This window comes from Streptomyces sp. NPDC059455 (assembly GCF_042750115.1).
Lineage (GTDB): Bacteria > Actinomycetota > Actinomycetes > Streptomycetales > Streptomycetaceae > Streptomyces > Streptomyces endocoffeicus.
On sequence record NZ_JBHYVB010000219.1, the window covers coordinates 5,397 to 12,522 of the forward strand.

7 protein-coding genes, 1 tRNA gene and 1 pseudogene are annotated in these 7,126 nt (G+C 72.7%); 7 read left to right on the forward strand and 2 right to left on the reverse strand.

Translation table 11 applies throughout. The features are described from left to right. Positions 1 to 94: 94 nt before the first annotated feature. Positions 95 to 637 (reverse strand): annotated as a pseudogene (locus tag ACFXB5_RS44955) (5-formyltetrahydrofolate cyclo-ligase); the annotation flags it as partial. A 133-nt stretch (positions 638 to 770) separates the two neighbouring features. Between ACFXB5_RS44955 and galU the strand changes: the two are divergent. The 7 genes from galU (at position 771) to ACFXB5_RS44990 (ending at position 6,261) form a co-directional block, all read left to right on the forward strand. Next, positions 771 to 1,673, forward strand: a complete 903-nt coding sequence (gene galU, locus ACFXB5_RS44960) for a UTP--glucose-1-phosphate uridylyltransferase GalU (protein ID WP_385219659.1) — start codon at positions 771 to 773, stop codon at positions 1,671 to 1,673. Between the two features lie 4 nt (positions 1,674 to 1,677). Continuing rightward, entirely contained in the window at positions 1,678 to 2,997 is a 1,320-nt protein-coding gene (glp, locus tag ACFXB5_RS44965) for a gephyrin-like molybdotransferase Glp (protein WP_385219661.1), read from the forward strand. A gap of 65 nt (positions 2,998 to 3,062) precedes the next feature. Then, positions 3,063 to 3,545: a cyclic pyranopterin monophosphate synthase MoaC gene (gene moaC, locus ACFXB5_RS44970; RefSeq protein ID WP_138914182.1), complete on the forward strand. Its 483-nt coding sequence runs from the start codon at positions 3,063 to 3,065 to the stop codon at positions 3,543 to 3,545. Further along, positions 3,542 to 4,102 (forward strand): molybdenum cofactor biosynthesis protein B, encoded by a 561-nt coding sequence (locus ACFXB5_RS44975; protein WP_201854942.1) that lies wholly within the window; start codon positions 3,542 to 3,544, stop codon positions 4,100 to 4,102. The genes moaC and ACFXB5_RS44975 overlap by 4 nt, the downstream gene beginning before the upstream one ends. Further along, a complete protein-coding gene (locus tag ACFXB5_RS44980) occupies positions 4,099 to 4,722 on the forward strand; it encodes a GNAT family N-acetyltransferase (RefSeq protein ID WP_201855130.1) in 624 nt (207 codons plus the stop codon). Before ACFXB5_RS44975 ends, ACFXB5_RS44980 begins: the two co-directional genes overlap by 4 nt. 109 nt (positions 4,723 to 4,831) lie before the next feature. Then, positions 4,832 to 6,112, forward strand: coding sequence for a gephyrin-like molybdotransferase receptor GlpR (glpR, locus tag ACFXB5_RS44985; protein WP_385219664.1), 1,281 nt, complete (start codon positions 4,832 to 4,834; stop codon positions 6,110 to 6,112). Positions 6,113 to 6,187: 75 nt separating this feature from the next. After that, positions 6,188 to 6,261 (forward strand) — tRNA-Ala (locus ACFXB5_RS44990). Between the two features lie 279 nt (positions 6,262 to 6,540). On the opposite strand, the gene ACFXB5_RS44995 is transcribed toward ACFXB5_RS44990, so the two are convergent. Beyond that, positions 6,541 to 7,126, reverse strand: a 586-nt coding sequence (locus tag ACFXB5_RS44995; protein WP_385219665.1) for a tectonin domain-containing protein, incomplete at its 5' end; no start/stop codon positions are given.

A 7,126-nucleotide genomic window follows, 5' to 3' on the forward strand; every position in this document is an offset into this window, starting at 1 on the left:
GCGTTGGGGGGGGCGTTCCCCCCCCCGGCGGGTCGGGGGCCGTACCTCCCGCCGCGCCCCCCCCCCCGGGCCCCCCCCGGCCCTTGCCGGGGGCCCGCGGTGCGAAGCGGTGGAGGCCCGACGGCGTCACCGCCGCGTGCACCGGACGGTCGTGGGCCTCCTCGGGCACCTCGTCCAGCAGTTCACCGTCGTACAGCAGCACCACCAGCGCCGGATCGGCCCCCGCCGCCGCCAGCCGGGCCAGCACCCGGTCGTACGAGCCGCCACCGCGGCCCAGCCGCATCCCGCGCCGGTCCACCGCGAGCCCGGGCAGCAGCACCACGTCCGCACCGGTCACCGCCTCGGGGCCGAGCCGCGGTCCCTCGGGCTCCAGCAGGCCGCGCCGGGCGGGCGCCAGCCGCCCGGGCCCCTCGTCCTCGCCCCAGTCGAGATCGTCGTCCTCGAGCAGCACCGGAAGCAGTACCCGGACCCCGCGGGCGCGCAGGGCCTCTCTCAGGGCGTGGGTGCCGGGCTCGCCGCCCACGGACACATAGGCCGCCACCGTGGCCGCCCCGGTGAGCTCGGGAAGCTCCAGGGCGCGACACGCCAGAGCGGCGCCGGCCGTCTCGATGTCATCCGCCGTCAACCTGGACCTCATCGTCAGGTGACGTCTCCGCAATGCGCGCTTACTAGCGTCGGTGTTGATCACTGGGTGCGCAATCTCCCTGTCTCATGCCATATTCACCGAATACTCATCATCTGCCCCAAAGGCACCGGATAGGGTTCGGTACATGACTCAATCGCGTACTCGGATCAGCAAGGCTGTCATCCCTGCCGCGGGACTCGGAACCCGCTTTCTTCCGGCCACCAAGGCCACCCCCAAGGAGATGCTGCCGGTCGTTGACAAGCCGGCGATCCAGTACGTCGTCGAGGAAGCAGTCACCGCCGGACTGTCCGACGTCCTCATGGTCACCGGTCGTAACAAGCGGCCCCTGGAAGACCACTTCGACCGCAACTACGAGCTCGAAGAGGCCCTGACCCGTAAGGGCGACGAGACCCGACTCGCCCGCGTCCAGGAGTCCAGCGACCTGGCGACCATGCACTACGTCCGCCAGGGAGACCCCAGGGGGCTCGGCCACGCCGTGCTCTGTGCCGCCCCGCACGTCGGTGACCAGCCCTTTGCCGTCCTCCTCGGCGACGACCTCATTGATGCCCGCGACCCGCTACTGGCCCGCATGGTCGACATCCAGGAGCGGCACGGCGGCAGCGTCATCGCCCTGATGGAGGTGGACCCGGCACAGATCCACCTCTATGGCTGCGCGGCCGTCAAGCCGACCGTGGAGGACGACGTCGTCCAGGTCACCGGCCTGGTCGAGAAGCCCGACGCCGCGGACGCGCCCAGCAACTACGCCGTCATCGGCCGCTATGTGCTCGACCCGGCCGTCTTCGGGGTGCTGCGCGAGACCGAGCCGGGCCGCGGTGGCGAGATCCAGCTCACCGACGCCCTGCAGGCGCTAGCCTCCAGTCCGGACCTCGGCGGCCCGGTGCACGGCGTCGTCTTCAAGGGGCGCCGTTACGACACAGGCGACCGTGGCGACTATCTGCGTGCCATTGTCAGACTCGCGTGCGAACGTGAAGACCTGGGCCCGGAGTTCCGGGATTGGCTTCGCAGTTACGTCACCGAGGAGATGTAGCACCTTGAGCAGCACCGCAGAACGGGCCGCCGACCGAGGCCCGGACCAGGACCGGGTCTGGACGGTGGCCGAGCACCTCGACGACATCCTCGGGCACGTCCATCCGCTGGAGCCGATCGAGCTGCAGTTGCTCGAGGCCCAGGGCTGCGTCCTGGTGGAGGACGTCACCGTCCCCGGCGCGCTTCCGCCGTTCGACAACAGCTCCATGGACGGCTATGCCGTCCGTACGGCTGACGTCGCGGCCGCGACCGAGGAGCATCCCGCGGTGCTGACCGTCATCGGCGACATCGCGGCGGGCAGGCGTGACCTGCCCGCCGTGGGCCCGGGCGAGGCGGCAAGGATCATGACCGGCGCCCCGGTCCCGCCCGGCGGCCAGGCCATCGTCCCCGTCGAGTGGACCGACGGCGGCCTCGACAGCGGACCGGTCACCCATATGCCCGCGCGGGGCTCGGACCCCCACGGCGGCAGCGGCCGGGTGCGCGTCTTCCGCCCGGCGCGGGAGGGGCAGCACGTGCGCACCCGGGGCAGCGACGCGGACGCGGGCGAGCTCGCGCTGCGCGCCGGCACGGTCCTGGGCGCCTCGCAGCTCGGGCTGCTGGCCGCGCTCGGCCGCGCCACCGTGATGGTGCGGCCCCGGCCGCGGGTGGTGGTGCTCTCCACCGGCAGCGAGCTGGTCCAGCCCGGTGAGGAGCCGGGCCCCGGCCGGATCCACGACTCCAACAGCTTCCAGCTCACGGCCGCCGCCCGGGAGGCCGGCGCGATCGCCTACCGGGTGGGCGCGGTGGCCGACGACGCCGCCACGCTGCGCGCCGCCGTCGAGGACCAGCTGGTCCGCGCCGACATCGTCGTCACCAGCGGCGGCGTCAGCGTCGGCGCCTACGACGTGGTCAAGGAGGCGATGCACGAGGTGCACTTCCGCAAGCTGGCCATGCAGCCCGGCAAGCCCCAGGGCTTCGGCCGCGTCGGCCCGGAGAGCACCCCGCTGCTGGCCCTGCCCGGCAACCCGGTGAGCTCGTACGTCTCCTTCGAGCTCTTCGTGCGCCCCGTCATCCGCACCATGCTGGGCAGCGACGACATCCACCGCACCACCGCCCAGGCGGTCTGCCCCGAGGGTGTCGCCTCCTCACCGAAGGACAGGCGCCAGTTCCTGCGCGGCTGGTACGAGCCGGCCACGCTCGACGGGCCGGCCACCGTCAGCCCGGTGGGCGGTGCGGGATCGCACCTGATCAAGGCCATGGCGCACGCCAACGCGCTGATCGTCGTCCCCGAGGACGTCTCCCAGGTCGCCCCCGGCGCCGAGGTGGACGTCGTCCTGCTGGCCTAGCCGCCGACCGCGGCGGGTACGGTGTCGTCCCACACAGGAGCCACCTGGCCCGGACCGGGAGAACGATGAGCAGCGCCCAGGACCATCTCACCCACCTCGACCCGTCGGGCGCCGCCCGCATGGTCGACGTCTCGGCCAAGGACGTCACCGCGCGCACCGCGCGGGCGAGCGGCCGCGTGCGCGTTGCGCCGCGCGTCGTGGAACTGCTCCGCGGCGAGGGCCTCCCCAAGGGCGACGCCCTCGCCACCGCCCGCATCGCGGGCATCATGGGCGCCAAGCGGACCCCGGACCTGATCCCGCTGTGCCATCCGCTCGCGGTGTCGGGCGTCACGGTGGACCTCGAGGTCGCCGACGACGCCGTCGAGATCACCGCCACCGTGAAGACCACGGACCGCACGGGCGTGGAGATGGAGGCCCTGACGGCGGTCTCGGTCGCCGCCCTGACGGTGATCGACATGGTCAAGGCCGTCGACAAGGGAGCCGTCATCACCGACGTCCGGGTGGAGGAGAAGACCGGCGGCAAGTCCGGCGACTGGAGCCGGGCGTGAGCGGCTCAGCGGCGCCGCGCCGCGCCCTGGTCGTCACCGCCTCCAACCGCGCCGCCGCCGGGGTCTACGCCGACACCGGGGGCCCGCTGATCGCCGAGGGGCTGGCCGGGCTCGGCTTCGCCGTGGACGGCCCGCGCGTGGTGCCCGACGGCGATCCGGTGGAGGCCGCCCTGCGGGACGCCGTGGCGGCCTCGTACGACGTCGTGGTGACCACCGGCGGCACCGGTCTCACCCCCACCGACCGCACCCCGGAGGCCACCCGCCGGGTCCTGGACTACGAGATCCCGGGGATCGCGGAGGCCATCCGCGCCGAGGGGCTCGCCAAGGTGCCCACCGCCGCGCTCTCCCGGGGGCTGGCCGGGGTCGCCGGCACGACCCTGGTCGTCAACCTGCCCGGCTCCACCGGAGGGGTGCGTGACGGCCTTAAGGTGCTCGGCCGCCTCCTGGTCCACGCGGTCGACCAGATCCACGGCGGAGACCACCGCAGACCCGCCGATTCCGCCGCCCCCGCCGATGATCCCGCCGATCCCGCGGGGCAGGCCGGGAGCGCGCGCTGAACGCCCCCTGGCCGGTCGTGCTGGCGGACGGCGACACCGTTCTCCGCCCCATAAAGCTGCGCGACCAGCGCGCCTGGCGCGAGGTCAACCAGCGCAACCGGGAGTGGCTGCGGCGCTGGGAGGCGACCATCCCGCCGCCCCCGCCGGGCGGCCCCGTCACCCACCGGCCCACCTACCGGCAGATGGTCCGCCATCTGCGGGCGGAGGCGCACGCGGGGCGGATGCTGCCGTTCATCATCGAGTACCAGGGGCGGCTGGCCGGGCAGTTGACGGTCGCCGGGATCACCTGGGGGTCGATGTGCTCGGGCCATGTCGGCTATTGGGTCGACCAGGCGGTGGCCGGGCGCGGAGTGATGCCGACGTCGGTCGCGCTCGCCGTCGACCACTGCTTCCGCGCCGTCGGACTGCACCGCATCGAGGTCTGTATCCGGCCCGAGAACCTGCCCAGCCGCCGGGTGGTGGAGAAACTCGGATTCCGCCAGGAAGGGCTGCGGCCGCGCTATCTCCACATCGACGGCGCCTGGCGCGACCACCTGGTCTACGCGCTCACGGTGGAGGAACTGTCCGAGGGGCTGCTGAACCGGTGGCACCGGACCCGACCAGGCGCATCGCAGAAATGAAATACCTGTTCGAATAACGGGAGAACATTTCCAACCTGGTCATCCCAACAATCACAAAAAACTTTCGAGATATCAGCCAGATCGTGCGACACACCGCGCCAATTGGCAGATGGCCTCATGCGGACCCCTCTACCGTGTGAGCGTGAGCAGCAGTGGCCTCATCTACGCAGTCATCGTCGGGGCCTGGGCCGCCTATTTGGTGCCGATGTGGCTTCGTAGGCAGGACGAGCTCAATGAGGCCCGTCCGACGGAACGCTTCAGCACCGCCATCCGGCTGCTGTCCGGACGGGCGGGCATGGAGCGTCGTTACGCCAAGAGCCGTGTGGACCTCGAGCGCCCCGGGGACCCGGCGGACGACCCCGCCGAGCGCACCGCCGAGGACGCGGACGCCCCCGACACGGGTGGCGCCCCCGCCGAGCCGGGGCGCTACGCGGCCGACCCGGAAGCGGTGACCGACGCGGTCGACGTCCGGGCCTTCGCCGAGCCCGTAACCCTGCGTGCCCCGGCCCCCACGGGTGCCGACGCCCTCGCCGAGGGCGCGTCGGCGCCGGCGGCCGGGAGCGCGAGCGGTGCGCGTGGCGCGGGTGCCGGAGGTACGAGTGGTGCGCGGGCCGCGGGCGCCGGGGGCGCGAGCGGTGCGCGCGGCGCGGGCGGCGGAGGCTGGAGCGCTCTGGACCGCGGACGGCGCGCACGAGTGCTCGCGCGCCGCCGCCGCACCACCGTGATCCTCTTCGTCGCCTTCACCCTCGGCGCGATCGTCGCGGCCGTCGGCGGCCTCGCCTTCCTGTGGGCCCCGGGCATCCCGGCCATACTGCTCAGCGCCTACATCGCCTACCTCCGCGCCCAGGAGCGCCGGCGCTTCGCGTTCACCATGGACCAGCGCCACGCCGAGCAGGCCGCGCAGCGGCTGCGTGAGCGCCGTCCGCGGGCCCATCCGCCTGTCGAGGGCCCCTCCGCCGAGGACTGCCCCGCGGACCCTCCCGCCGAGGCCGAGCCCGCCCCCGCAAAGGCGCCCTCGCCGCACGCGGCCGGGCGCCGCGCGCTGGTGGAGCAGACCGATCACGCCGAGTGGGTGGATCAGGAGCGCGAGCGCGAGCGGGGCCCGGCCGCCGGTGAGGGCTGGGAGCCGGTGCCGGTCCCGCTGCCCACCTACGTCACCGCCCCGGTCGCCCCCCGCGCCACCGGCAGGGTCGACCTGGCCGCCCCCGACGCCTGGAGCTCCGCCCGCTCCAGCACCGTCGACCCGGCCTCGGCCTCCGCCTCCGCCCACGACCCCGCCCCGGCCCCTGACCCGGTCGCCGCCCCACCCCGAGGCACCCGCGACCGCGGCCGCACCCCCCTCTTCGACCAGTACGCCGACGAGGACCGGCCGCGTGCTGCCAACGAGTGACGGGCCCTCCACTGACCAGCGAGGAACGGATTACCAAGCACCCCGGAGGGGATGCTAGAGTTTCACTCGTTGCAAGGGCCTGTGGCGCAGACTGGTAGCGCACCTCGTTCGCATCGAGGGGGTCAGGGGTTCAAATCCCCTCAGGTCCACAGCAGCTCAAAGCCCCCGCCGGGGAAACCTGGCGGGGGCTTTTTCGTGCCGTACAGCGGCGAAGGACAGCAACTACTTCCGATCTTGCTTACCCAGGCGTTTGCCGAGCCTCCGCAGCGCCTTGGCGACCTGGCCGCCGTGGATGCCGCAGCCGGTAGGCCAGGGGAAGCCTGCCGATGGGCCAACGAAGGGCTCGATCAGCTCCTGAGCGAAGAGGTGCCACGCAGTGCCCGGGAGGGGCGCTGCGTGGCACACCAGGGTTCGCCTCAGGGGGTGGGTCAGCCGGGCAGGTCGCCGGTGTAGCGGTAGATCGCACCGGCGGCGTTGACGCCCCAGACGGTGCCGTCGGCGCCTACGCCGATGTCGGACAGCGATCCGGGGATGTTGATCCAGGGGTTGGCGGGGGTGGTGTCGCTGTAGGTGTAGTGGTAGATCGCGTCGGCAGGGTCGCAGCCCCACACACTGGTGCGGGAGCCGACGTCGATCGCTTTGAGCGAACCGTTGAGGCCCTTCCAGTTGTTGGTGTCCCGGTCGCCGGTGTAGCGGTAGATCTGGTGTCCTGCGTTGACGCCCCAGACGGTGCCGTCGGCGGCGGCGCCGATGTCGGACAGCGATCCGGGGATGTTGACCCAGGGATTGGCGGGATTGGCGTCGCTGTTGCTGTAGCGGTAGATCGCACCCGCGGGGTCGACGCCCCAGACGTTGGTCCTGGATCCCACCGTGATCCGCACCAGCGAGCCGTTGATGTGCTTCCAGTTGTTGGTGTCCTGGTCGCCGGTGTAGCGGTAGATCTGGTGTCCTGCGTTGACGCCCCAGACGGTGCCGTCGGCGGCGGCGCCGATGTCGGACAGCGATCCGGGGATG

Bases quoted from the DNA above. Each gene is read 5' to 3' on its own strand.
- galU (WP_385219659.1), top strand. From the start codon at position 771: ATGACTCAATCGCGTACTCGGATCAGCAAGGCTGTCATCCCTGCCGCG.
- moaC (WP_138914182.1), top strand. From the start codon at position 3,063: ATGAGCAGCGCCCAGGACCATCTCACCCACCTCGACCCGTCGGGCGCC.
- glpR (WP_385219664.1), top strand. From the start codon at position 4,832: ATGGCCTCATGCGGACCCCTCTACCGTGTGAGCGTGAGCAGCAGTGGC.